This is a genomic window from Streptomyces sp. NPDC087428 (genome assembly GCF_044744085.1).
Lineage (GTDB): Bacteria > Actinomycetota > Actinomycetes > Streptomycetales > Streptomycetaceae > Streptomyces.
The window spans coordinates 50,056-74,905 of record NZ_JBIUXR010000010.1 but is presented as its reverse complement, the minus strand read 5'-3'; the positions used below and the strand labels follow the sequence as shown (position 1 = coordinate 74,905).

Sequence of the window (24,850 nt, the reverse complement as noted above, 5' to 3'; positions counted from 1 at the left end):
GTGGCTCAGCTGCCGGTGGAGGTGCGGCGGCCGCGCAGCGCGGCCCGGCGGGTGGTGGCGCGCAGACGGGCCGACTGGACCACCTCGGGGGTGGCGCCGCTGTCGTCGTCGAGCCAGCGGCCGAGGGAGGAGATGTCACGGAAGCTGAAGAGGTCGGGTACGCGGACGCGGCGGCCGAACCGCCGGGTCATCAGCCGGGCCAGCCGGACGAGCAGCAGCGAGTCGCCGCCCAGGTCGTAGAAGGCGGCCTGGACGTCGATGCCGGCCGGTTCGAGGCCGAGCAGCTGTCCCCAGATCTCCGAGAGCGCCACCTCGGTCGGCGTGCCGGCGGCCCTCAGGGGCGGGCCGGACTCGGCGGCCGGCGGCTCGGGGAGCGCGGCGCGGTCCAGCTTTCCGCCCGGTGCCAGCGGAAGGGCGGTCAGGAACACGAGGGTCCTGGGCACCATGTAGTCGGGGAGCCCGGTGGCGAGTCCGTCGGTGATGGATGCCTGGAGCGCGGCGTCCAGCCAGACGCCGTCGCGGGGGGCGTCCGAGGGCACGACGTATCCGATGAGCCTGTTGCCCCGTACGACGGCGGCGGCTTCCCGGACTCCGGGGCAGCCGGTCAGCCGGGCCTCGACCTCCTCCAGCTCGATGCGGTAGCCGCGCAGCTTGACCTGGTGGTCGGAGCGGCCGCCGAACCGGAGTTCCCCGTCCTCGGTGAACGTGACGATGTCACCGGTGCGGTACATGCGTTCGCCGTCCATGAACGGGTCGGGCACGAACCGTTCGGCCGTGGTGCGCGGCCGGTTGACGTAGCCGTGGGCGAGGCCGGCGCCGCCGATGTACAGCTCACCGGGCACACCGGCGGGCAGTTTCTCCAGGTTCTCGTCGAGGACGTAGGCGCGGGCGCCCGTCGACGGCGTCCCGATCGAGGGTTCGCCGGTCCCGTCCCGCGGCACCAGCTTGAACGAGCAGAAGACGGTCCCCTCGGTGGGGCCGTAGGCGTTGAACACCCGCTCCGCGGCGGTCTCCTCGTACGCCCGGTCCACCAGCTTGCGCCGCAGGGGCTCGCCGCCGAACACGACCGTGCGTACGTTCGGTGGCAGACAGGCGGCGTCGAGCAGGCCGTTCATCACCGACGGGACGACGTTGAGGTGGGTGATCCGGTCGGCGTACGGGCTCTCCGGCAGGTGGACGGCGCTCTCCACGAGCACGACGGCGCCGCCGCGGCACAGCGCGCCGAAGATCTCCATCACGGACATGTCGAAGCAGACCGAGCTGGCCGCGGAGACACCGCTCAGGTCGCAGCCGTCGAAGATCCGGTCCAGCTCGGCCAGCATGGCGACGCAGCCGCTGTGGTGGATGGCCACGCCCTTGGGCAGGCCGGTGGAGCCCGAGGTGTAGATGATGTAGGCGGTGTCGCCGGGCACGACGGGTACGGGCTTCTCGCCCGGCCGGGTCGTCACGGTCTCGTCCAGCAGGACCGCGGTCGGGCCGGCCGGGCAGTTGGCCAGCGACGCGGGCGTGGTCAGCAGCAGGTGGGTCCCGCTGTCCCGGACCATGAAGTCCAGCCGCTCGGCGGGGTAGTTCGGGTCCAGCGGTACGTAGCAGGAGCCGGTGCGCAGGATCGCCAGGATGCCGACGAGCAGGTCGGGGGTGCGCTCGACGCAGATGCCCACCGGGACACCGGGGCCGGCGCCTTCGGCGACGAGCTGTTCCGCCAGCGCCCGGGAGCGGGCGTTCAGGTCGCCGTAGGCCAGTACGCCGGCGTCGGAGTAGACCGCGGGAGCGGCGGGGTTCTTGACCGCCTGCTCGATGAACTCGGAGTGCAGGGTCTCGGTCACTGGTCTGTCTCCTCGGGGCGGCCGTTCGGCGCGATGTCCTGGAGGGCCAGGTCGGGGTGGGCGATCGAGGCGAAGAGCACGGTGCGGTAGAGCGCGAGCAGGGCCGTCACGATCTGCCTCTCCAGATAGCTCGGTTTGTACTGGATGTGGCCGACGACCTCGCCGTCGATGTCGGCCATCGAGATCTCCAGGTCGAATTTGGCGAGGTGCCTGCGCACCGGCAGCGGTTCGAGCGGCAGGGCGCCGCCGGGCGCGATGGTGTCGCCGATGCCGTGGAAGAGCTTCACGGAGCGGGGGAACGCGTCCGAGGAGAGCCAGTTCACGACCACGTCGAACCACGGGGAGCGGCCCTCCGCCCTGACCGGTTTCAGGGTGGACGCCAACAGGTCGAGCGGATAGTTCATGTGTTCGAGCAGCCCGAGCGAGAAGGTGTGGACCTCGCTCAGCAGCTCCCGGAAACCGCGCTCGCCGCTGGGCTCCGCCCGTACCAGCACCGTGTTCAGGTAGTAGCCGATGGCCGACTCCCAGCCCGGCTCGCCGCGTTGGGCGATGGCCGTGGCCAGCACGGAGTCCTCGACACCGGCCGCGCGGTTCAGCGTCGCGAAGAAGCCGGCCAGCACCACGGTGCTGATCGACACTCCCTCCCGCAGCGCGAACTCCCGCAGCAGACGCGTCTCTTCCGCGCTCCAGCGGAACGTGAGGTCACGGCCCTCGTAGGTGACGCCGGGCGGCCGCTCCATGGCGGACAGGTCCAGGGGGGCGGGCGGATCGGCCAGCTTCCGCGACCACCAGGTCAGCGCGGCGTCGGCCGCCGGGCTCGCCAGCCACCGCCGCTCCGACTCGACGAACTCCGTGTACGGGACGACCGGCTCCCGGCTCGCGGGGTCCACGCCCTCGTAGAACTCCTGGAGTTCGCGGATCATCACGTCGGCCGACGCCGCGTCCGACGCGATGTGGTGCACCAGCACCAGCAGGTAGTGGTCCGCCGGCCCCCGCGTCATCAGCACCACGCGCACCAGCGGACCGTTGTCCAGGTCGAGCGGCAGATGCCCGTACTCCGCCAGTTCCTCGCGCGCCTCCTCGTCGTCCAGCCCGGTGCTGTCCACCACGACGAACTCGTACACCGGCTCGTCCAGGATGACCTGGTACGGGCTGCCGCCCGCCTCGACGAAGAGCGTGCGGAGCGCGGGATGCCGCTCCATCACGGCCTGCACGGCGCGGTCGAGGGCCTGTTCGTCGACCTCGGTCCGGATCCGGGCGGCCACCATGAAGTTGTAGGGCACAGCGTCCGGCGCGACCTGCTGCATGAACCACAACGAGGCCTGGCCGTGCGACACCGGTGCCAGTGCGAGCCCGAGACCCTCTGCGCGCAGCTGGTCGAACGCCGGTGCGTCGGTGGCGTCCAGCAGCCCGCGCGCGGCCAGTTCCTCGACCAGTTCCTCGGCGTCCAGCTCGGACAGGCCGTCGAGGAACGCCCGGTCCTGCCCGCCCCCGGGCGGTTCCGGCTGCGGCTGTTGCTGTGTCTGTGGCTGGGTGGTGCGGGGTTCCTCGCGGACGGCCGGTGCCGGATCGGGCGCCGTGGTCCCGGCCGGTGCGCGGACGGTTACGACGACGTGGTCGACGACCTCGGCCACGGTCCGGCCGTCCAGGAACACCACCGGCGACACCCGGTGCCCGAACAGCGACTGCAACCTGTTGACGAGGCGGATCGCCAGCATCGAGTCGAGGCCGAAGTCGCGCGGGGCGGCGCCCGCGTCGAACTTGTCCGCCGGCACCCCCAGCGCGTCGGCGATCTCGCCGAGGACGACGTCCTCCAGCGGCCTGGACTCCACGTCCCCGGCCACGTCCCCGGCCGCGCCGGCGGTCGCGCCCACCGGCGCGTTCACCGGCGCCTCGGCCCGGACCACGGGTTCGGTGACCGGCGCCGACGCGGCGCGGGGACGGGGCTCGGTGTCCAGCCAGTAGCGGTCCTTCTGCCACTGCACGAGCGGGGTCTCCACGACCTCTGCGTCGTCGGCGAACAGTGAGTCGAACGTGAGCGGGACGCCCCTGACGAACAGCGACGCGGCGGCCCCCAGCAGGCAGCGGACGTCGCTCTCGTCACGCCGCAGGGAGTTGACCGCGTGCACATCCGCGCCACGGGTCAGCGCGATCTCCTCGACCGCGCCGCGCAGCGTCTCGTGCGGGCCGATCTCGATGAAGGTGCCGACACCGCGGTCGACCAGCGCACCGATCGTCTCGGCGAACCGGACCTGGTTGCGCAGGTTGTGCGCCCAGTAGTCGACGCCGACGACCGGGTTCACCGTGTCCGCCAACGCCGTGGAGTGGAAGTCGATGGTGCCCGTGCGCGGGGTGATGCCCTCGATGCGCTCGCGCAGCGGCTGGATCAGCGGGTCCATGCCGGGGCTGTGCACCGGCCGTTCGACCCGGATCGTCCTGGTCGCGATCCCGGCCCGCCGGAGGTCGGCCTCCAGGGCGCCGACGGCCTCCGGCGAACCGGAGACCGCCGCGCTGGTGGGGCTGTTCACCACGGCGACCGCCACGTCCTCGGCGTACGGGGCGATCCACGGCAGCAGCTCCCGCTCCGGCAGGTCGACCGAGATCATGGCGCCCGGGGCGGCCTGCCGTTCGAGCAGGTGCGAGCGGGCGACCACGACGCGGGCGGCGTCCTCCAGCGACAGCGAGCCGGCGACGCACGCGGCCGCGACCTCGCCCAGGCTGTGCCCGACGACCGCGGTCACCGGGATACCGAGGTCGAGCCAGACCTGCGCCAGCGAGACCTGGAGGGCGAACAGGACGGGCTGCTGGAAGTCCATCTCCTCGAACCCGGACCGGTCCGCCGGGGCGGCGAGCCGGTCGAGCACCGAACAGCCGCCGGCCGCGCGCACGGCGGCGTCGCAGGCGTGCATCCGGGCACGGAAACCGGCGTGCGAGCGCAGGAGCTCCCGGCCCATGCCGACCCACTGCGTGCCGCCGCCGGAGAACACCAGCGCCACCCGCTGGTCGCGGTTGCCGGCGACCGCGCCGGTGACGACACCGGGGTGCGGCAGGCCGGTGGCCGTCCGGGCGAGTCCGTCCAGGACGTCCTGACGGTTGCGGGCGAGCAGCACGGTCCGGTGGTTGTGGTGGGTGCGCCTGGTCGCGAGCGTGTGGGCCAGGTCGCTGACCCGTAGGCCCGGGTCGCGTTCGACGTGGTTGGACAGTTCGCGGCAGGTGTCGGCCAGCGCGTCCGCCGAGCGCGCCGTGACGGGTACGAGCTGCACCTGCTCGTCGGCCGCGACGCCGCCCCGGCCCGGTGTGACGTGCCGGCCCCGGTCGCCCGCGGTGAACGGGCCCGTCGTGACGGGGTGGCCGGCGGCGTGCAGCGCGCCGAGCGAGCCGAGCAGGGTCCGGGCCTCGTCGGCGCCCCGCCGCAGCGAGGGCAGGGTGGCCGCCGGGAGGATCTCCGCCACGGACTTGAGCAGGACCGGATGCGGGCTGAGCTCGATCACCGCGTCGATGTCGTGGCCGCGCAGGGCCGTGAGGGCGTCGACCACGCGGATCTCGCCGCGCAGGTTGTCCGCCCAGTAGTCCGGCCCGAGCTCCGCGCCGTCCACGCGCCCGCCGGTGACCGTGGAGATCATCGGGACACGGGTGGTCCGGGGCCGGATGCCGTCGAGTTCGGCCCTCAGCGGTGCGAGGACGTGGTCGACCAGCGGGGAGTGCGGTGCGTGGCCCATCCGCACCCGGTGGCTCGTGATGCCCTCTTCGGTCAGCCGCTGGACGAGCCCGTCGATCTCCTGGGGTGTGCCGGTGACCAGGGTGGAGCTCAGGCCGTTGCGGCCGGAGAGCGTGAGCCCGCCGCTCAGGTACTTCCCCGCGACATCCGCGCCGGTCGTCACCACGATGCCTTCGCCGCGTCCCACGGCCAGTTGCTGGAGGAGCCGGCCGTGGCACGCGGCCAGCCGGGACGCGTCGTCGAAGTCGAGCGCCCCGGCGATGTGGGAGGCGGCGAACTCGCCGACGCTCTGTCCCACGACCACGTCCGGCTCCACCCCCAGCGATCGCCAGGCGTCGGCCAGCGCGACCTGGATGCAGAACAGCAGCGGCTGGAAGACGTCCATGTCGTCGATCCGGCCGTCGGGCGCGAGCATCTGGTCGATGAGCGAGAAGCCCAGCAGCTCCCGCATCCGCTTGTCGGAGCGCACCATGGACCGCCGGAACACCGGCATACCGGCGAGCAGTTGCCGCCCCATGCCCACCCACTGCGAGCCGTTGCCCGAGAACAGGAACGCCACCCGTGGCACGCGTCCGGCCTGCTCCCCGACGCTCAGCCCGTCCGCCGCGGAACCGGCGGTGAAGGCGTCGAGCTGCGTCCTGAGCTCGGACAGGTCACGGGCCGCGGCCGCGAGCCGGAACGGGCCGCCGTTGTGCGTCCGCCCGCAGACCGCCCGCAGGTCGCTCTCGTCCCGCAGCGCCGAGACCCGCGCGGCCAGCGCCTCCCGGGAGTCCTCGGCCAGCAGCAGGAGCGAGCCCTCCGGATGCGGCAGTTCCTCGACGACGACGTGGCAGATCGCGCCGCCGAAGCCGAACGAGCTGACGCCCGCCCGGCGCGCGTCGGACCGCCGCGGCCATGCCGTCAGCCGGTCCTGGACGGTGAGGTTGTACGCGTCGAACATGACCTGCGGGTTCGGGGAGGCGTAGTGCAGGCTCGGTGGCAGCACGCCGTTGCGGATCGACATGGCGAGCTTGACCAGGCCGACGATGCCGGCCGCCGCTTCCAGGTGCCCGACGTTGGACTTGACGGAGCCGAGCCGCAGCGGCTCCGCGCGGTCACCGCCCAGGACCGCGCCGATGGCGTTGGCCTCGATCGGGTCGCCGAGGGGGGTCGCGGAGCCGTGGCACTCGACGTAGTCCACCAGCCGGGGTGCGATGCCGGCCCGGCGGTAGGCGTTGCGGAGCATCAGCTCCTGCGCCTGGGGGTTCGGCGCGGTCATGCCGTTGCTCAGGCCGTCGTTCTGGGACGAGCTGCCCTTGATCAGGCAGTAGACCGGCAGGCCGCGCTCGATGGCCACGCTCAGCGGGGCGAGCACGACGACTCCGGCGCCCTCGCCCCGGACGTAGCCGTCGGCCCGCGCGTCGAACGGCTTGCAGCGGCCGTCCGGGGCGAGCGCGCCCATCTGGGCCATGGCGGTGTAGTAGTCGGAGACGAAGCTCAGGTTCACGCCGCCGGCCAGGACCAGTTCGCTCTCGCCCATCCAGATCGACTGGCATCCCACGTGCACGGAGACCAGCGATCCGGCGCAGGCGGCGTCGATGGCCATGCTCGGGCCCTGGAGGCCGAGGACGTAGGAGACGCGGTTGGCGATGATGCCGTCGTGCATGCCCGTCGCGGTGTGCGGGGTGATCTGGCTGTCGGGGCCGCGGTAGTGCGCCAGCGCGGCGTAGTCGCCCCAGCAGGAGGCCATGAACACACCGGTGTCGCTGCCGACCAGGCTCTGCGGCGCGACCCCCGCGTCCTCCAGCGCCTCCCAGGCCAGCTCGAGGACGAGCCGCTGCTGGGGGTCCATCTGGACGGCCTCACGGGGTGAGATGCCGAAGAACAGCGGGTCGAACCGGTCGATGCCGTCGATGAATCCGCCCCAGCGCACCGCGTCGCCCAGGAGCTCGCGCCGCGCGGCCGGCACCGGGCCGACGGCGTCCCGGCCCTCGGTCAGCAGCCGCCAGAACGCGGACGGGTCCGGTCCGCCGGGGAACCGGCAGCCGATGCCCACGATCGCGATGGGCTCGTGCGATCCGGTACGCCGGTCGCGGCCCGGGGCGGTCGTGGCGGCGGGCGGGCCGTCGACGAGCACATGGGACAGCTCGTCGATGGTCGGGTACTGCCACATCCAGGTGACCGGAACCTTCCGGCCGAGAAATTCGGACAGCGAGGCGGCGATCCGAGACAGCTTCAGCGAGTCCAGGCCGTACCGGTGCAGCGGTGCCCAGCGGTCCACCGTGTCCCCGGACACGTCCATCAGATCAACCACACGAGAAATAAGGAATTCTGTTACGTCGTGCACATCACGTGCTGCGTGCTCCTGGGGCATTTCGGCTCCTCAGCAAGGCAAATGAAATGTACTGGTAGAGCTCGCGGCCGGCTGCTTGAGGGCGCAGAAACTCCGTCAACCATGCGGTAACAGCGGGAAATGACGAGGCCGCGGCACACATGCGGGCATGCGTGAATACGCGGCCGTGACCGGTGGTTATCAAAAGGGATCAGCCGGTGCGCAGGCAACCGGACCGAAGAGCGCGTGCATCAGGGATTCGCTCGGCCGCGCCGAGTTCCGTACGGGAGTCGCACGCGGGGAGACCCCCTCAGGGGCAGGGGGAACCGGGCCGGGCGGGACAGGATGTCCCGCCCCGGACAGCACGGCGTGGCTGTCGAGAAACTGGTACGCGCACCGAGACCCAACCCCCGTCAAGTCGTCCTGGCCGAACCGGATTTCGATCCGGTTCGGCATCGCTGCCCGGCAGTTCAACCGCCGGGGTGCATCATCCGTTTCCTGGCCGAGCTGATCAGCGACCGCATTGTCCTCTGTGACATGTGGACGGAACTCGTCCTCCGCATTGCCACTGCCGATGAGTGCGGGGATTCCATTTTCCTGGTCAGAAGCTGTGCGGACCGACGTGGACCGGAATAAAAGGCACTCGCCCGACCGACGCACATCAGAGTGCCACTCGGCGAATGGGGAGACAAGTGTTCTTCGCGGGTCAGGAGGTGCGCTGGCGAGAACTGGCCCCCGGGTGTCCGGTTCGCCGTCTTGCGCTTCTCCGGAAGTGCGGCGGTCCGGTCGTCATGGCCGAGGAACCGGGGTGGCCTGGACAGCGGGCGGGCGGCATTGCAAGCTGCTCGGCATGAAATACAGCAACCACGAACGGGTGTTGGCCGACGCCCACGCGGCCGGCTTACCGACCGGGGCCGCGCCCTCCCGGCGACCGGACAGCGGTGCGGGAATCCGTCCCCTGCCGGCCGGTCCGGCAGCCACCGCTCCCGTACCCGGCGCAGCCGTGGGCGCGTGCGCGGGGAGTGCCGCATGACCGGTACGGGGGCGATACCGCGGGCCCGTCCCGGCCTGGCCCTCGCGGTGCTGGCCGGGGCGCTCGCCCTGGACGTGAGCGGTCTCGGGGTGCTCAACGCGGCCCTGCCGTCCGTCGGCGACCGGTTCGGCCTGGCGGACAGCACGCTCCAGTGGGTCATGATCGCCTACGCGGTGACGTTCGCCGGGTTCCTGCTGGTGGGCGGCCGGCTGGCCGATGTGCTGGGCCGGCGGCGGGTGTTCGAGTGCGGGATCGCCCTGTTCACGGTGGCGGCGCTGGTCGGGGCCGTCGCGCCGAGCACGGGCGTGCTGCTCGGGGCGCGGGCGGCCCAGGGCATCGGCGCGGCCCTGTCGGGTCCGGCGGCGCTGGCCCTGCTGACCGAGGTGTTTCCGGCCGGTCCGGCGCGTAACCGGGCCTTCAGTGTGTACGCCGCGGTCGGCGCGGCGAGCTTCAGCGGCGGGGTGCTGCTGGGCGGAGTGCTGACCCAGTTCTTCGGCTGGCGTTCTGTGCTGTGGTTCTCGGTGGTGCTGGGGCTGGGCGTGCTGGCGGTGACGCGGGCCGGTCTGCCCGGCGGTGCCGGGCGGGGTGGCCGGCTGGATCTGCCCGGTGCGATATCGGGCACGCTGGGGCTGACCCTGCTGGTGGTCGGCGCGAGCAGTGACGGCGCACTGGCGTGGAGCGCGCTCTGTGCCGCGGTGGCCTTCCTGGCGCTCTTCGTGGTGCGCGAACACCGCACCGCTGACCCGTTGCTCCCGCTCGGCCTCTTCCGGGTCTCCTCGGTGCGGGCCGCGAGCCTGGCGGCGTTCCTCCAGTACATGGGCTCGGTCGGGATGCTGTTCTTCGCGCCGCTGTATCTGCAGGGAATGCTGGACTACTCGCCGCTGGAGTCCGGCCTTGCGCTGGTCCCGATGTCGTTGGCCGTGTTCCTCACCGCGAACTACGCCACCGGCCGCCTGCTGGCCAGACACACCCCGCGCACGCTGATGGCCGTCGGACTCGTCCTGATCGGCGGGGGAACGGCGCTGTGGATGACCACGCCGCACCACGGCAGCTATGCGCTGCACGTGCTGCCCGGCCTCGTCATCAGCGGTATCGGCCAGGGGCTGAACTTCCCCTCGATGACGTCCGCCGGGCTCACCGGTGTCGCGCCGGAGCGGCACGCGGTCGCCGGTGCGGTGAACGTCGTGGCGCAGCAGATCGGCGCCAGTGTCGGCGTGGCGGTCATGGTCCTGGTCGCGGCGACCAGCGACGACCGGCTCACCGGCTACCACCTCGCCTACCTCGTGGCGGGCATCGCCTGTGCGCTGGGGGCGGTGTCCATCGCCGTGGTGCGGCGAGCACCGGGCGCGGAGCAGACGCCCGGGACACCGGCATCCGCGACGCAGACAGCCGAGACGCAGGCCGTCATGACGGCGCAGCCCGAGGACTGAGGACCGCCACGCGGCACGGGGTCTCCCGGACGCGGCGCTCGGCCCCACCGGGCCGTCCGCGTCCGGGCCACACGAGTCGGGGAACTCGAGACACGGCCTAGTGGATGCCGGTACGGCCGTCGATGCTCTCGCGGATGATGTCGGCGTGTCCGGCGTGCCGGGCGGTCTCCTCGATCATGTGGAGCAGGACCCACCGCAGGTTCCGGTCCATGAGGTCGGCCCGGCCGCACGGGGCGTCCAGCTCCAGCCCCGCGGTGATCTCCCGCGAGGTGGCCGCCTGCTCCTCGAAGTAGGCCGTCCAGTGCTTCACGGTGTCCTGCTCACCGACCCGGAAGTCCTCGGCGTCCCAGTCCCGCTCCTCCGGCTCGGGCCACTCGCCGGGGAGTACCCGCCCCGCGACGATGACCTGGAACCACCGGCGTTCCCAGAGGGCGGAGTGCTTGAGCAGTCCCAGCAGGGAGAGCGAACTCGCCGTCGGTGTCCTGCGGGCATCCACGTCGGACACGCCCACGGTCTTCCGCAGCAGACCGGCGCGCTGCTTGTCGAGGAATCCGCAGAGGGCTTCCCGCTCGGTGGACATCGAGAACTGATCGGCTGTCATGGCGCGGACGCTACCGGACCGCGATCCGGCCCGGTCCGCGCCCTCGACGGCACCACTCCCTCCTCTCCGCCGGCCGTTCGGACCGCCCGGGCCTGTCGCGGAACCTCTCCGAATGTCGCCGGCCCCCTGCAGATTTGTCCGCGATCGGTAACCGAGGGATCTTGTGGGGGCGTTCGTGTGTCTTGATGGGTGCACGGCATCGGCGGAGACGACAAAGGGGCGGGCGGACATGGCGAAGCACAAGGGAAGGGGATGGCACAGCCGGCTTCTGGCGGCGGCACTCGGAGTGACGGCGCTGGCCGCCGCGACCTCGGTGTGGACCGCGCAGGCCGAGACCGCCGGAGGGCGTCAGCCGCAGGCGCACGCCTCCTCGCCGGACGGCCGGGCCCAGGGCGGGAAGGCGGCCAAGGTGGCGGAGGACATCGCGCACGCCTCGGACCGCGGCGCCAAGGGCGTCAACATCACCATCGACGACGGACCGGACCCGACCTGGACGCCGCAGGTGCTGCAACTGCTCAAGGACAGCGGTGTGAAGGCCACGTTCTGCATGGTGGGCACGCAGGCCGAGGCGTACCCCGACCTGGTCAAGGCGGTCGTGGCGGGCGGGCACCGGCTGTGCAACCACACGGTCTCGCACGACACCGCCATGGACACCAAGTCCGAGGCCTACCAGTCCCAGGAGATCCTGGACGCCGAGCGCATGATCACCAAGGCGTCCGGTGGCGTCCGGCCGCAGTACTACCGGGCCCCGGGCGGCGCCTTCACCCCGTACAGCCGGCATCTCGCCGCGTCCCGGGGGATGCGGCCGCTGGGCTGGAACGTCGACACCAAGGACTTCGAGCATCCCGGGGTGGACACCATGGTCGCCACCGTCAAGAGCGAGATCTCCAACGGGCCGACCGTCCTCTTCCACGACGCGGGCGGGGACCGCTCCCAGACCCTGGCCGCTCTGCGCCAGGTACTGCCGTGGCTGCGGGAGCAGGGGTACTCCTTCGGCTTCCCCGTGCGGTGAGTGAGGCTCTCCCCGCACCACCGAACGCGGCCGGTGGAGGTCACCGACGAGGGAGTGACCGTCTTCACGGCCGGCCCGGACGGCAACGGGGACCTCGTCGTGGACGCCGTCGCGGAGGAGATCGTCGCCCGGATCGTCCGCGCCTCGAAGCGCGACTGAGGAGCCGCCCTCCGGGGCCGGTCCGTCTCAGGGGGCCGGAGTTCCCGGTTCGGGGATGCGCCAGACGATGCGGACCTGCTCGTCGAGGGGGAGCGAGGGGCCGGAGACGTAGATGTGCCGGATGAGGTAGTGGACGGCGAGCCGGAATGCCTCCGGCTCGATGTCGTGCACCGTCGCCACCCTGGCCCGGCTCAACCTGGACACCTGTTGGACGACGCGTGGGTCGGCTTCGAGCGGGCCGAGCTCGGCGACGATCTCGGGTTCGAGTTCGGCGTCCTCACGCATGGCCAGGATGGAACGGTCCAGCAGACCGGGTTCGCCCTCGATCCGGTCGAGGATGCGGGCCATCACGTAGTCGTGGAGGACATCGGCGGCGATGTTCCCGTGCTCCTTGGGCTCCTCGCCCGTGCAGCTCGGACATCCCTCGCAGCCGGCTCCGAGGAGGTCCTCCGACTCCTCGTCCGCCTGCTGGGCGGCGATGAAGCAGGAGACCACCCACATGGTCTCGGACCGGCTCAGCTCCAGGTCGTCGGCGCTCGGGAGGTCGAGATCGTCCCACCGGTCCGCGCGGGCGTCGTCTCCCCCGCCTTCGGGCTCCGGCGGCTCGGTGCGCAGCAGGGATTCCACACTGACGAGGACGGGTTCCCAGTCGTGGGCGCTGAGCAGCAGTGTCGCCAGGGCGTCCCCGGGGCGCTTCCAGAAGATCAGGTCTTCGTCGTAGCCGTTGACGAAGTGCAGGACGTAGTCCGCTGGATCGAAGTCGACTCCGGACATCTCGCCCAGGTGCGTGAGGACGGCCTGTCGGCCTCGGTAGCGTCCGACGTAGCGGCGGGCCTGGGTGACGAACGACGTCATGGTCACGTCGTTCAGCACGGCGTTGGGGCTGACGCCGATATGGTGCGGCGGGTTCAGCGGACCGGCGCGGCGGAGCTGTTGGGTCGCGTTCGCCCAGTGCAGTGTCCTGCTGTCCGGGTCGTACACCACGCAGTAGACGGGGATGTTCCCGTTCGCCCAGGTGTCACCGTGGTGGTCGACGGGCACCGCGTACCCGTTGGCCCGGCGCCAACTCTCCCCGCCCTTGACCTGCACCTTGATCTGGTCGCCCGTCACACGGCCGTTGTCGGTGAAGGTGACGTAGAAGTCCTCGCCGAAGTCGTTCTGTCCGGAAATCTCCTGAACGATGTGATCGTGCTCTTCGAGCAGGGCGCGCAGCGAGTTCACGGCGGCCTGTCCCACACGCCGTCCCTTGGGAATCTGAGGCATGCCATCTTCTCCGGAAGGCCCCGGCCGGATGCGGGGCGGTGTCGTTTCGGGCATCCTGCCCGATGCCTCTGACACCGGCTCCCGGAAGGGGAGGCGTCCGGTGCGGACGGACGCCTCCGCCGGGGCCGGACGCCCCTACCCCGCCGCTGCCGCCGCCGATGCCTCGGCCAGGCGCTCGAACGTCTCGTTGAGTACCGCCCTGCGTTCGTCCTTGTACGCGGGCTTCGGCTCCAGGCCGTCGATCGTCCGCTCCCACACCGCCAGGAACGTCTTCTGCCAAGTCCGGATCACCTCGGGCGACGGGAGGGTCGGGCCCACCCATCCCTGCCGGTCCAGGAGGAGGAGCAGCTCCAGGTTGCAGGGGACGGTCACGCCCCAGTACTCGTCCGGTTCGAGCTCGACCGGATCGCCGGCCATCGCCTCCGTCACCTCGGTCACCAGCCGCCCGGCCAGCTCCGCGAGATGATCGGCCGCCGTGTCGCTGTCGAAGTTGCCCGCGCCCCACGTGCCCACTGTTCCGCCTCCGCGTCGTGCGTCGTCGTTTCCGTCCGCCATCACAGCAGAGGGCACTGACAGCCGGGGCCGGCCGCGGGAAGCCCGTCGTACGTGCGCAAGTCCGGGTGCGTGGTTGGAAGTCCGTGAGCGACGAGACCCTCGCCGAGATCTCCCTGCGTGTTCCACCAGCCTTCGGGCAGGTCGGCAAGGGCGTACAGAAGCTGCTGCCGGTGGCGGAGGTGATGCCTCCGGTCGTGGTGCGTCCGGTGGCCCGGCCGGGGCGCAACCCGATTCGTCACAAACCACTCCGATCCCGGGAGTCACAGTTGTAGGGTCTGTGAACATCCCGGGAACTCTTCACCACGCATGACGTGCAAGTCATGCGTCCGTGACCGCGTTTCTCCCGGTTCCACCACGTACCCCTGGGGGGGCTTTGTCTTCTGTGGAACCCGGCCGTTCTGTTCCCGCGCGCTCGAAGCGCGCGCGGCGGATCGCGGCCTGCACCGCGCTCGTTCTCTCCGCCGGCATGCTGCTGGCGGCTCCGGCCTCGGCCGACGACTTGGCGCCCGCAACGCGTGGCACCGCACCGCGTCTCACCCCTGACCAGGGTTCGCAGCCGACCCTCGTCCTGCCGAAGCGGACCGCGAAGAAGCCCGGTGCGGCCGCTGCCCCCGGCGCCGAGGCTGCGGCCTTCCCCGCGAAGCCGCGCTTCGATGTCGACGGCGACGGGCACAACGACCTCATGTACCGCAGCGCGGACGGCGAAATGCACGTCATCCGGAACTACTGGAACGGCGCCTTCCGGTACACGATCCACCGCGACGACTACGACGAGCTGGCCAAGGACATCATCACGCCGGGCGACCTCGACGGCAACGGCAAGCCCGAGGTCCTCACCCTGTCCGCGGTGGGCAAGCTGTCGCTGTACCGGAGCCTGGACGCATACGACACCAGCAAATCCACCTGGTCCGGCAACGGTTGGCAGAAGTACAACAAGGTCGTGGCCGCCGGTGACCTGAGCGGTGACGGCCGCGGCGACCTGCTGGCGCGTACGCCCTCGGGCGACATCTACGCGTACGAGTCCACCGGAGAAGTCGACAGCGCGCCCTTCAAGGCCGGCGTCAAGGTGGGCTACGGCTGGGACGCCTACGACCAGATCGTGGCTGTCAACGATTCGAACAGCGACGGCATCGGTGACATCTTCGCCCGGACCCCGGCCGGTGACCTGTACTTCTACGCCGGTACGGGCGACATCACGAAGCCCTTCAAGGCCCGCTGGAAGACCGGTTACCGCTTCGACGTCTTCAACCAGCTCGTCGGCGTCGACGATGTCGACGGCGACGGGCTCGGTGACGTCATCGCCCGCAAGCAGAACGGCGACATCTCCATCTACCGGTCCACCGGATACGGCAGCCTCACGACGCCCGTCTCCGCCGGCACCGGATGGAGCAAGGCGTCACTGCTCGTCGGCGCGGGCGGCAACCCGGACTTCGGCAAGCACGAGATCGAGGCCCGGACCAACGCGGGCTACCTCTGGGGGTACGAGTCCAGGAACAACGGACAGTTCTTCCCCCGAGCCACCGGCAACGAGAGCGGCGAGCCCAGCGGCGGCGGGAACACGGGGTCGCGGGGGCTCGCCTCGTCGCTCGACAACGACGGCCTCCCCGATCAAACCTTGCTGTACCAGGGCCAGCTGTTCACCGGGCCCCACTTCATCGGCCTCGGCTGGGACGTCTACGACAGCCTCACCGGTCCGGGCGACCTGAGCGGTGACGGCAAGGGCGACCTGCTGGCGCGCGACCGCAAGGGCGACGTGTACCTGTACCAGGGCAACGGTCTCGGCTCCAAGTTCGCGACCAGGCTCAAGGTCGGCTACGGCTGGGACACGTACAACGTGATCGTCGGCGCCGGTGACCTCAGCGGCGACGGGCTCTCCGACGTGGTGGCCCGCGACACCAAGGGCGACCTGTACCTGTACCGGGGCACGGGCAAGGCGTCCGCGCCCTTCAAGGCACGGGTGAAGATCGGTACCGGGTACAACATCTACAAGTTGTTCGCCGCGCCGGGTGACTTCAACGGTGACGGCAAGGCCGATCTGGTCGGCGTCGACGGCAAGGGCGACGTGTACCGCTACACGTCCACCGGCACCGGGAAGGTCGACAAGCGGGTGAAGATCGGCTACGGCTGGGACATCTACAACGGCATCTTCTGAGACCTCCGTTCGGCCCGAAGCGCCCTCTCCCCCGATCTGCGGGGAGAGGGCGCTTCCGCGTGGGCCGGGGGTCGGCGGCCCGAAACGCGGTATTGCCCTCCGGACCGGAGAACGGCACCCCGCCCCTTCCGCGTCCTTGCCAGGGACGCAGGAACGGATCCCGGAACGTACAGAAGGCTCGCCCCATGACGCGCACCACGCAGCACGACCGCACGTTGCCACCGACGAACGGCAGCCCGCAACGCGGCGTCACCGCGACGACGTTCGCCGTCCTGCGGCGGCACCGACGCACGCTGGGCGGTGCGACGATCCGGGTCGTCGGCCTGTCCGGACTGGCCGCACTCCTGATGACGACCGCCATATTCGCGCTCGCCTGGCCCGTCTTCACGCGTATGCGGAACCAACGCATCTGGTACCACTACCTTGAGGACCCCTACCTGCACGACCCCACCTACCTGGTACGGGTCACCCTCTGGACGCTCCCGCTCTTCCTGCTCCTCCTCGGCACCGCCGGCGCCGCTCTGCAGGCCGTGTGCTCCCGGGCGGTCGCGGCAGGGGCCGGAGAACCGCTGGAAGGGGACCGGGCACGTGCGGCGGTCTCCGCGCGGCTGCGACCGGTGCTCGCCGTGTACGCGCTGCGCGGCCTGATCGTATGGACCCTGCCGCTGATCGCCGGAGTCGTGGCGCACCGTCTCACCGGCTACCAGCTCGACACCCCGTTGCCCCTGGAACGCGGCTCGTGGGCCTACACACTCGTCAAGGCCTCGCCCGTGGCCGCCGGGTTCGCCGCCGTGCTGCTGCGCCTGGCGCTCACCCTCGCCCCGGCCGCCGCGGCCGACGGCCTCGGTGCCCGCGCGGCCCTGCGCCGATCCTGGTCGCTGACGTGGACGCGTGCCGGAGCGGCCCGCGTCCACGCCCTCGCCCTGCCGCTGACCGCGCTCGCCGCGGGAACGCTCCGGCTGGTGGTGCAACTCGCCCTGCCGCTGCGCCCGCTCGTACGCGACCTCCTCGAACAGGCCACGGGGAACTTCTTCGCCGCGTACTACGCCGGCATCCTCACCCCCGTGCTCGTCGGCATCCTGGTCACCGCGGCGGTGCTCTGCCCCCTCAGCTGCACGGCCTTCGCGGTCCTCCACGACCGGCTATGGTCGCCCGGCACCACTCCTTAGGGAGTCGACGTCCTCCATGAAGCCGAGCATCCGGCCATTGACCAGCTGGGGGTCCTCGAGCTGCGGTACGTGGCCCGTCGCCGCGACGATTTCGGCGCGGGCGCCGGGGAGGACACGGGGTACGCGCTCCAACTGCCGCTTCGGGTGCACCAGCAGGCTGCGCTTGCCCATGACGAGGTAGAACGGCGTCCGGATCGAGCCCAGTTCCTCGTCCGACAGCGGCAGCGGGGCGGGGCGGCGTATCCGGAAGGCACGGACGCTTGCCCGGACCATCGCACGCAGTTCGGGAACGACGAGTACCGGCTGTTCCAGCCAGGAGGCGAGACGCGGGCGCAGCGCCTTGGGGGCGAAGGTCGCGAAGAGGCCGGCGAAGATCCACACGAAGAAGCGCAGGCCCACCTTCTCCAGGCCGCCGGGGTCGAGGGCGGTGACGGAGGCGATCCGGCCGGGGCGGAGGTGTGCCTGGTTGATGACCAGCCAGCCTCCGTAGGAGGAGCCGACGAGATGGACCCGGTCCAGGCCGAGCGCGTCGAGCGCCTCGTCCATCCACTGGGCCGCGCGCTCGGGCTGCCACAGGGGTTCGCGGTGGACACTGCGGCCGGGGTCACCGGGGGTGTCGAGCGCGTAGACGGGGCGTTCGGCGCTGAGCGCGGGGGTGTTGGGGTACCACTGGGCCGAACAGCCGCCGGCGCCGTGGATCAGTACCACCGGCGTACGGGACTCGGCGGCGGGGTCCGCGGGCCCGTACCGGTAGACGTGCGTGGTGCCGAAGCTCGTCTCCACGTCCGTCTCGGAGCGGACGGGCGCGCCCATCGCGTAGAGCGCGTCGCACGCGGCGAAGTACCGGTCGCGCAAGGTGTCGTTGACGTAGTGGCCGACGTCGCGGCGTACGCGGGTCGTGTTGTCGGGCACGGTGGCACCTCCTGGAAAATCGTTCTTCGTGATACGACCGTACCATGATGATGATACGGCGGTACCATGAAAAGAGGCCACCGACCCCTCACCGAACGCGGAGACACGAGAACATGCCGAAGCGCGTGGACCACGAGGAACGGCGCGACCAGATCGCCGAGGCGCTCATTCGCGTGGCCGGACGGCGGGGACTGCACGCCGTCGGGATGCGGGACGTGGCTGCCGAGGCCGGTGTGTCGCTCCGGCTCGTGCAGTACTACTTCGAGACCAAGGAGAAGCTGCTCTTCTACGGGCTCCAGCACCTGACCGACCGCTTCACCGCCCGGGTGGCCGCCCGTCTCCGCGCCGCCGGTACGGATCCGGGTCCGCGCGCGACGATCGAGGCGCTGCTGCTGGCCTCCCTGCCGACCGACGAGGAGGGCCGCACCTTCCACCTCGTCTACACCTCCTACTCGATCCTGTCCGTGACCGACGAGGCGCTGGCCGCCCAGCCCTTCATCGACGAGCCCGACGCGGCGGAGAACGCCCTGACCGGGCTGCTCGAACAGGCCCAGGCGTCGGGCCTGGCCGATCCGGGTGTCGCCGCCCGCACGGAGGCGATCAGCCTGCTCGCCATGACGGCGACCATGGGCACCAGCATCCTCGTGGGCCAGCGCGGTCCGGAGTCGGCCATCGCGGTGCTCCATCACCATCTGGACCGGATCTTCCTGACCGGCGGAGGTGTCGGGGAGCCCGGCGACAGAGGCTGACGTTCTGTCAAGAAACCTCTGGGCAAGGGAAAAGGCCCAGGTCGTTGACCTGAGCCCTCCTTCATGAGCCGGTGACGCCCAGCCGCTGCGTCATGTTCGGAACGGGGTGGGCTGCCTCAGATCATGATGCAGCCGCATGCCGCCGCGAGGGCGGGCATCGTCTGTATTGCCGCGACGGCCAGGCAGGTGAGGGTAGCGACCGTCAGGATTGCGCGCACGTGCGATGTTCCTTCCGCTGGATGATCTAGGCCGGAAGGTTACCTCAGATACGCACGTGTGAAGTGTACGCGGATATGCGTTCGGTATTTTGCCCTTACTTGTCGTGCGTCACGGAGCGGGCGTGCGAGCTCTCGTCACATATTCGTTCGACATCATTCAGGCGGCGGCCGATTCTACGCGCATCGACATTGTTTCGATGTTGAACCAATTCGAATGCCTGTCGTAATGACATGCGCGCTTCATCGATATCTCCCGCCGCGAGTCGCACCTCCGCCAGCAGCGTCCGTGCGGCGGTCTCCTCGTCGATGTCATGGGTGCGGGTGGCGACGGTCACCGCCGCTCGCAGTCGGTCCGTCGCGACGGCCAGGCGGCCTCCGGCCAAGTCCGCGCGCCCGAGGCGGCGCAGGGCCTGGACCTCCTGGTGGGCCGCTCCCATGTCCTGCGCGATCTTCAGTGCTTCGAGGAGATGCCGACCGGATTCCTCGGTGCTCCCCAGCCGCCAGTACACCTCGCCGATCCCGATCAGGGTCTCGGCCTGGCTCTTCCGGTCGCCGAGTGACCGGAACTCCGAGAGAGCCGTCCTGAACATGACAAGAGCGGCCGCGGGCTCACTCGATTCCGTCAGGGCTTCGGCCAGATTTCTCCGTACGGTCGCGCGGTCGTATCGGTTTCCGTCGGCTTCCAGAAACGGCAGGGATTCCTCGAAAGAACGACGGGCTGAAATCAATTCACCCGCCTGCATCTGCAATTCGCCTATGTTGTTGAGCGTCTGGGCGGCTGCGGTCATATCGGCCGCTTCCCGGAATCCGAAGAGGGCGGCGCGGAAATGCAAAAGCGCCCGATCCCGCTCCCCGAGAAACAGCATGGTCACCGCTATATTGTTTCTGCTGCGCGCTTTATCCCAGATGTCACCCGAGAGTGACTTGATGGCAAGGGATTTCTGCAGCAGGACGAGCGCCTTGCGATTCTCGCCGAGATGCCAGTTCAGCGTGCCGAGAACCCGCAGCGCCTCGGCCTCCGCAGGCCCGTCGCCCAGGGCCCGCGCGAGCTCCAGCGCCCGCTCTCCCGCCTCCCCGGCCTCCGCGTAGTCCCCGAGGCTCGCGTCCGCCGCGCAGAGGTCGATGAGGGCGAGGCAGAGCGCCGGCTCGTTGTCGTCCGTTCGGTCCCAGTGGGCGACGGCGTGCCGCAGGAGCTTCCTCGCGTCCTGCCAGTAGCACTCCGCCTGAAGGAACCCGGCCAGTGCGCAAGCGAGTTGGGCGGCCGTTCCGGGGTCGCCGTCGCGCCGGACGTGGTCCTCGACGGCGAGGAGGTTGGCGCGTTCCGCGGCCAGCCAGGACCGTGCGGCCGCGGCATCCGGCAGGGGTGGCCGAGGCGTCGGCGGGAGCGGTGCCGGTGCGGCAGGCCGTATGCGCCGGGGATATGCCGTGCGATCCGCGAGGTCGGCCGTCGTGACGTAGAAGTCCGTCAGGCGGGCGACGGCCTGACGGCGTTCCTGCTCACTGTCCTCCACGTTGGATAAGCCATAGGCATATTCATGCAGCAGGTCGTGATAGCGATAGCGGTCCGGTACGGGCTCTCTGAGTAGATGGCACGCGAGCAGGCCCTCGAGTAATCGCTCTGTCGTGTCCTGCGGCAGACCCAGCAGGGCGGCCGCCGCGTCGGCGGTGAAATCCGTTCCGGGATACAGCCCGAGACAGCGGAACGCGGTCCGTTGCTGGGCCGTGAGCGTCCGGTAGGAGAGCGCGAACGCCCGCGTCATCTCCTGTTCCTGATCCGCGGTGCGAATTTCCGCCAGCCGCCCGGGACTTCGGGCGAGCCGCTCGGCGAGGACGGCCAGCGTCCAGGACGTACGGGCCCGGAACCGGTGCGCCACCAGTTCGATCGCGAGGGGGAGGTACCCGCACAGGCCCACGATCCGCGCGGTCTCCGCGATGTCGCGGGTGCGTTCCTCTCCCGCGAAGCCGCGGAAGAGCGTGATGGCGTCCTCCTTCGACAGGACGTCGAGCGGGACCGACAGCGCCTGGGGGATACCGGTGAGGTGCCTGCGGCTGGCGATGATCGTCAGGGACGGCGAACCGCTCGGCAGCAGCGGCCCCACCTGTTCGGGCCCGGTCGCGTCGTCCAGGATGATGACCACGCGGCGCTCGGCCAGCATGGTCCGCCACAGGGCCGTACGCCCTTCCAGCTCCGCCGGGATGGAGAAGGCCGGCGCACCGAGCAGCCTCAGCAGAGTAGCCAGCGCCGCCCTCGCGGTCAGCGGTTCCTGGGCGGGGGAATGCCCGCGTAGATCGATGTACAGCTGGCCGTCCGGGTATCTCTCGGCGAGCAGAAGGGCGGCAGTCACCGCAACCGCGGTCTTCCCTACGCCTGCCATGCCGGTGACCGCTTCCACGGCGACGACCGATCCGCCCCGCGCGCCCTTGTCGACGATCATCGAGGTCAGGGCCCGTAACTCCGACCGGCGCCCCACGAGCAACGGTTGCTGGGGCAGGTTCCGGCGCGGCGGCACATCGGGCGCGAGCACGGCGGACGCGGGCACCTCAGGCGTGGGTTCCGGAGGCGCGGTCTCCGGAGGCGCGCCGGTAACAGCCGTCAGCGCAATGGCCGTTCGCTCCTCCCTGGCACCGCCCCCGTGCGCCAGCTCACGTGCCGGTACACGGGCCAGCACACCCTGGTGGATCAGGTTCAGCTCGACGCCGGGCAGGGCCCCGTACTCCGACATCAGTGACTGCCGGGCCCGCTGGTGGATCCGGAGCGCGTCCGCGTACCGTCCGCTGCCGTAGTACGCGAGCATCAGCTGCCCGAGCAGCGTCTCGTCCCCGGGATGCCGCTCGACGAGCGCGGACAGCTCGCCGACCTGTTCGGCGAAGCGGCCCAGCCTCAGTCCGGCCGCGATGCGTGACGTGCCGGCGCTCAGCCGGGTCTCCGCGAGCGTCTGCCGTACGGTCGCCGCCCAGAACCCGGGCAGACCCGCCAGCGCCTCGCCCTGCCACAACTCCTCCGCACGGGACAGCAGTTCCACCGCCCGCGCGTCGTCGTCACTGGTGAACGCCGCGTCGACGAAGTGCTGGAAGCGCTGCCGGTCCACGGAGTCGCGCGGGGTCCGCAGGGTGTAGGTGTGCGCCTTGCCGACGATGGCCGGTGCGCCCGGTCCCGTACCGGCCGCCCGCAGCCGTCGGCGGATACGCGAGACGTAGGTGTGCGCGTTCTCGCGTGCGCGTGCGGGCGGGTCGCCGTCCCAGAGCCGTTCCATCAGCTGGCTGATCGCGACAGGACGGCCCACATCAAGAGCGAGCGCGGCCAGTAACACCCGTTCTTTGTCCGATCCGAGCGTCAGCCAGTGCCCGTTCAGCCGCAGCCCCACCGGTCCTAGAATCTGGAATTCCACCAGCGCCCCCGCTGGTCCGTCGGATGGCCCACGAGCATGTCATTTCGCGGCCAATATCGCCATACACCGTTGCCATAGTTGGCGCGATCCGTTCTTATTCCTGATGGTCATTCCAAGGCGTGCCGGGGTAGGACTCGAAAGGGTTCGCGTCATGGGCAATCGATCTGCGGGGGGCGGATAGATGAGTGATTCAAGTGCGGTCCCACAAGGGCCACATGGAAATGAGATCGGTGGCGAGGCCAGACTGTACGGTCCCACCGTCCAGGCCCGTGAAGTGCACGGCGGCATTCATGTCCACTCCGCGCCGGCGGCGCCCACACGGCCCCCGCCGCCGCGCCAACTGCTGCCCGTTCCGGCTCACTTCACCGACCGGGAGCGGGATCTCGCGTCGCTGGACGGCCTGCGTGGTACGGGGGCGCCGCTGATCGTCGTCAGCGGTCCGGCCGGGATCGGCAAGACGACCCTGGTGTCCAAATGGCTCCGTTCGCTGAGCACCGAGTTTCCCGACGGGCAGCTGTACGCGGACCTGCGCGGGCACTCGGCGGGCGGGCCGGTGGGGCCCGCGGAGATCCTCGGCCAGTTCCTCCGGGCGCTGGGCTCCGGGCCGCCGTCCACGGACGCGGTCGAACTGGCCTCCATGTGGCGGTCCCTCACCGCCGACCGGCGGATGGCGATCATGCTGGACAACTCGTTCACGGCCGCCCAGATCCGGCCGTTGCTGCTCGGCGGGCCGGGCGGACTCGTGGTCGTCACCAGCCGCCGCAGGCTGACCGGCCTGCGGATGCAGGGGGCGGGCTTTCACCAGCTCGACGCGCTCGGTCCGGCCGCCGGTGTCGAACTGCTCACCCGGGGCATCGGCGCGGACCGCGTCGCGGGCGAACTCTCTTCGGTCCACCGCCTGGTGGCCCTCTGCGCGGGCCTCCCGCTCGCGGTCTGCCTGGCGTCGGCCCGGCTCGCGACCAGGCCGAGACAGTCGGTCGGGGCGCTTGCCGACGCCCTGGCCCGTAACGCGGGCGGTGGCCGGCTGGCCGCGCTCGAAGTGGAAGGGGAGACCTCGGTGCGCAAGGCCCTGGACGCGTCGTACGCGGTGCTGAGCAGCGGGACCGCGCGGCTGTACCGGACACTCGGTCTGCTTCCCGTACGCACCTTCGACACGGCGATCGCCGCCGCGTCCTGCGGTGAGTCGCGGGAATGGGCGGAGCGCCGGCTGGACGAGCTGGTCGAGGCGAATCTCGTGGAGGACGTCGGCCCGGACAGCTGCCGCTTCCACGACCTCTTACGGATCCACGCGCACGACCGCGCCCAGGAGGACGACACGGGCGCCGCCCGCGAGGAGGCGCTGCGGCGGTTCTGCGACTGGAGCCTGTACACGGCGACGGCGGCACAGGAGCGCCTGACCCCCGTGCAGTTCACCCTCCCCAGGACGTACGCCCACCGGCCGGACCTCCCACTGCCGTTCGACGACGACATCGCCGCGCTCGGCTGGCTCGACGCCCATCGGACGCATCTGATGGCTGCCGTCCGGCTCGCCGCGGACAGCGGCTGGTACGACACGAGCTGGATGCTGGTGGACGCCCTGTGGCCGCTCTTCCTGCGCTTGCGCCACTACGCCGACTGGATCGAGGCCCACGAGATCGGCCTGAAGGCTGCCCGGCAGGCCGGGAACAGGGAGGCCGAGCGCCAGATGCTCAACTCCGGAGCCATCGGCCTCGGCGCCGCCGGCCGCACCGAGGACGCCACCGCCTGGTACCGGGACTCCCTGCGGGCCGCGCGCGAGGCCGGTGACGTACGGGACGAGGGCCAGGCGCTGCTGGGCCTCGGCGCGTGCCATCGCGAGGCCGGGCGGCCCGCCGATGCCGTGACCCACCTGAACCGGGCGATCTCCGTCTGGGAGGGCTGTGGATACCCGCGGGGCGCGGCTCTCGCCCGGACCACGCTCGGCGAGATCGCCCTCGCGACGGGCGCCGCGGACGAGGCGGTCGACTGCTTCACCCGCGCCCGTGACGCGATGGTGGCGGTGAACGACCCGCACGACGCCGCGCGGGCCCTCGCCCTCCTGGGGCGCGCTGTTGTCCGGACGGGCGCGTACGCGGAGGGGGTGGCGAGGATGAACGAGGCCCTGGCGGTCTTCACCGGCTCAGGAGCGGCCTTCTGGCAGGCGCGCACCCTGGAGATGCTGGGCGAGAGCGCCGCGGAGCACGGGGACGCGACGGCCGCGGAGGAGTTCCTCGCGCGGGCCCTCGCCCTGTTCGAGACCACGAGCCCCGCCGACGCGCTTCGGCTCGGCGGGGGCGGGGGCGGGGGCGGGTGATCCGCTAGGGGGACCGGGCCGTGGTCGACGGCCCGGTCCCGG

15 protein-coding genes are annotated in these 24,850 nt (G+C 70.9%); 8 read left to right on the top strand and 7 right to left on the bottom strand.

Annotated elements, in window-relative coordinates:
- Positions 1 to 5: 5 nt before the first annotated feature.
- Together ACIO3R_RS21965 and ACIO3R_RS21960 are read right to left on the bottom strand one after the other, a co-directional pair.
- Positions 6 to 1,826 carry a non-ribosomal peptide synthetase gene (locus ACIO3R_RS21965; RefSeq protein WP_402107951.1) on the bottom strand — a complete coding sequence of 607 codons (1,821 nt, stop codon included), beginning with the start codon at positions 1,824 to 1,826 and terminating at the stop codon, positions 6 to 8.
- Positions 1,823 to 7,837: an acyltransferase domain-containing protein gene (locus ACIO3R_RS21960; RefSeq protein WP_402107948.1), complete on the bottom strand. Its 6,015-nt coding sequence runs from the start codon at positions 7,835 to 7,837 to the stop codon at positions 1,823 to 1,825. The genes ACIO3R_RS21965 and ACIO3R_RS21960 overlap by 4 nt, the downstream gene beginning before the upstream one ends.
- Positions 7,838 to 8,884: 1,047 nt before the next feature.
- Here ACIO3R_RS21960 and ACIO3R_RS21955 point away from each other — a divergent pair.
- Positions 8,885 to 10,318, top strand: coding sequence for an MFS transporter (locus ACIO3R_RS21955; RefSeq protein WP_385031947.1), 1,434 nt, complete (start codon positions 8,885 to 8,887; stop codon positions 10,316 to 10,318).
- Between the two features lie 97 nt (positions 10,319 to 10,415).
- Here the strand turns inward: ACIO3R_RS21955 and ACIO3R_RS21950 are convergent, their stop codons facing one another.
- Positions 10,416 to 10,919, bottom strand: coding sequence for a DinB family protein (locus ACIO3R_RS21950; RefSeq protein WP_385031950.1), 504 nt, complete (start codon positions 10,917 to 10,919; stop codon positions 10,416 to 10,418).
- Positions 10,920 to 11,148: 229 nt separating this feature from the next.
- Here ACIO3R_RS21950 and ACIO3R_RS21945 point away from each other — a divergent pair, with 229 nt between their 5' ends.
- Positions 11,149 to 11,931: a polysaccharide deacetylase family protein gene (locus tag ACIO3R_RS21945; protein ID WP_385031953.1), complete on the top strand. Its 783-nt coding sequence runs from the start codon at positions 11,149 to 11,151 to the stop codon at positions 11,929 to 11,931.
- Positions 11,932 to 12,090, top strand: a complete 159-nt coding sequence (locus tag ACIO3R_RS21940; RefSeq protein ID WP_402107944.1) for a hypothetical protein — start codon at positions 11,932 to 11,934, stop codon at positions 12,088 to 12,090. It abuts the gene before it with no gap.
- 27 nt (positions 12,091 to 12,117) lie between these two features.
- On the opposite strand, the gene ACIO3R_RS21935 is transcribed toward ACIO3R_RS21940, so the two are convergent.
- Together ACIO3R_RS21935 and ACIO3R_RS21930 are read right to left on the bottom strand one after the other, a co-directional pair.
- Positions 12,118 to 13,353, bottom strand: a complete 1,236-nt coding sequence (locus ACIO3R_RS21935; protein WP_402107942.1) for a DUF4365 domain-containing protein — start codon at positions 13,351 to 13,353, stop codon at positions 12,118 to 12,120.
- 135 nt (positions 13,354 to 13,488) lie between these two features.
- Complete coding sequence (locus tag ACIO3R_RS21930) at positions 13,489 to 13,866, bottom strand: DUF4259 domain-containing protein (protein ID WP_385032002.1); 378 nt, start codon at positions 13,864 to 13,866, stop codon at positions 13,489 to 13,491.
- Between the two features lie 125 nt (positions 13,867 to 13,991).
- Between ACIO3R_RS21930 and ACIO3R_RS21925 the strand changes: the two genes are divergently transcribed.
- The 3 genes from ACIO3R_RS21925 (at position 13,992) to ACIO3R_RS21915 (ending at position 17,229) form a co-directional block, all read left to right on the top strand.
- Positions 13,992 to 14,180, top strand: a complete 189-nt coding sequence (locus tag ACIO3R_RS21925; RefSeq protein ID WP_385031956.1) for a hypothetical protein — start codon at positions 13,992 to 13,994, stop codon at positions 14,178 to 14,180.
- A 110-nt stretch (positions 14,181 to 14,290) separates the two neighbouring features.
- Positions 14,291 to 16,060: an FG-GAP-like repeat-containing protein gene (locus tag ACIO3R_RS21920; protein WP_402108399.1), complete on the top strand. Its 1,770-nt coding sequence runs from the start codon at positions 14,291 to 14,293 to the stop codon at positions 16,058 to 16,060.
- A gap of 185 nt (positions 16,061 to 16,245) precedes the next feature.
- A complete protein-coding gene (locus ACIO3R_RS21915; protein WP_402107939.1) occupies positions 16,246 to 17,229 on the top strand; it encodes a hypothetical protein in 984 nt (327 codons plus the stop codon).
- On the opposite strand, the gene ACIO3R_RS21910 is transcribed toward ACIO3R_RS21915, so the two are convergent.
- On the bottom strand, positions 17,203 to 18,141 hold the full coding sequence (locus ACIO3R_RS21910; RefSeq protein ID WP_402107936.1) for an alpha/beta fold hydrolase: 939 nt from the start codon (positions 18,139 to 18,141) through the stop codon (positions 17,203 to 17,205). The two genes, ACIO3R_RS21915 and ACIO3R_RS21910, sit on opposite strands and share 27 nt — an antisense overlap.
- Positions 18,142 to 18,254: 113 nt before the next feature.
- Here ACIO3R_RS21910 and ACIO3R_RS21905 point away from each other — a divergent pair, with 113 nt between their 5' ends.
- Positions 18,255 to 18,890, top strand: a complete 636-nt coding sequence (locus ACIO3R_RS21905; protein WP_402107934.1) for a TetR/AcrR family transcriptional regulator — start codon at positions 18,255 to 18,257, stop codon at positions 18,888 to 18,890.
- A gap of 313 nt (positions 18,891 to 19,203) precedes the next feature.
- Here ACIO3R_RS21905 and ACIO3R_RS21900 read toward each other — a convergent pair whose 3' ends face one another.
- Entirely contained in the window at positions 19,204 to 22,497 is a 3,294-nt protein-coding gene (locus tag ACIO3R_RS21900) for an AfsR/SARP family transcriptional regulator (protein ID WP_402107932.1), read from the bottom strand.
- A gap of 181 nt (positions 22,498 to 22,678) precedes the next feature.
- On the opposite strand from ACIO3R_RS21900, the gene ACIO3R_RS21895 reads away from it, so the two are divergent.
- The gene (locus ACIO3R_RS21895; protein WP_402107929.1) at positions 22,679 to 24,808 is read left to right on the top strand and encodes a tetratricopeptide repeat protein; all 2,130 of its coding nucleotides are present in this window, start codon (positions 22,679 to 22,681) and stop codon (positions 24,806 to 24,808) included.
- Positions 24,809 to 24,850: the final 42 nt, after the last annotated feature.